Source organism: Streptomyces sp. ActVer, assembly GCF_027270795.1.
GTDB lineage: Bacteria > Actinomycetota > Actinomycetes > Streptomycetales > Streptomycetaceae > Streptomyces > Streptomyces umbrinus_A.
Map to the genome: position 1 here is coordinate 1 of NZ_JAPWHT010000942.1, position 1003 is coordinate 1003.

The following is a 1003-nucleotide window of genomic DNA, read 5'->3' on the forward strand; positions in this document are numbered from 1 at the left end:
GACGGCCGGGACGCCAAACTCCTCGTTGCGGGCTACGACTTGAGCGAGGGCCAGCGGCTCGTCTACTCCACCTCGGAGATCATGACGCATGCCCGGATCGGCGGCCGGGACGTGGCGCTGCTGTACGGGCGTGGGGGCGGGGCCGGCGCGGTGCGGGTGCGGTGCGTTGTGTGGCTACGCCTTGTGGGCCCCTTCAGGCCGTACGGGCCGTGCGTCGTGCGGCTCTCAGCTGCCCGTGTTCGCTGTATGCGGTACGCGGCGGAAGAGCAGATCGTTCACCACGTGTCCCTTGTCCAGGCCCTGGCCCTCGAAACGCGTCAGGGGGCGGAAGTCGGGGCGTGGCGCGTAGCCGCCGTCCGGCTGGGTGTTCTCGAAGTCCGGGTGGGCGGTGAGGACTTCGAGCATGACCTCGGCGTACGGTTCCCAGTCCGTCGCGCAGTGCAGCAGTGCGCCCGGCTTGAGGCGGGACGCGGCGAGGGTGAGGAACTCCGGCTGGATCAGGCGGCGCTTGTGGTGGCGCTTCTTGGGCCAGGGGTCCGGGAAATAGACGCGCAGGCCGTCGAGGGAGTCCGGGGTCAGCATCTCGCGGAGCAGGATGATCGCGTCGCCGTTGGCCACGCGGAGGTTGGAGAGGCCGGCTCGGTCCGCGAGGTTCAGGAGGTTGCCCTGGCCCGGGGTGTGGACGTCCACGGCGAGGATGCCGGTGGTGGGGTCCTCGGTGGCCATCTGGGCGGTGGCCTCGCCCATGCCGAAGCCGATCTCCAGGACGACCGGGATGTCGGCGGCGAAGAGATCCCTGAGGTCGAGGGGGTGGCGGCCGTCGATGTCCAGGCCCCACTTGGGCCACAGGCGCTGCAGCGCGTCCGCCTGGCCCTGGGTCACTCGGCTTCTGCGGGGCTGGAAGCTGCGGATTCTTCGCTCGAAGTGGGAGCCGGCGGGGTCGGGGCGGGGGCCGTCGGGGAAGCGGGGTTCGCCCTTCGGGCGGGGCTTCCTGGCGGCGTTC

Annotated in this window: 1 protein-coding gene and 1 pseudogene; one reads left to right on the top strand and one right to left on the bottom strand. The window is 71.2% G+C overall.

Going from position 1 to position 1003, the window contains the following annotated elements:
* A pseudogene (locus tag O3Q52_RS54510) lies at positions 1–147 on the top strand (hypothetical protein); the annotation flags it as partial.
* Between the two features lie 78 nt (positions 148–225).
* Here O3Q52_RS54510 and trmB read toward each other — a convergent pair.
* Positions 226–1003: tRNA (guanosine(46)-N7)-methyltransferase TrmB (trmB, locus tag O3Q52_RS53500; protein WP_269655601.1), on the bottom strand; the 778-nt coding region annotated here is incomplete at its 5' end.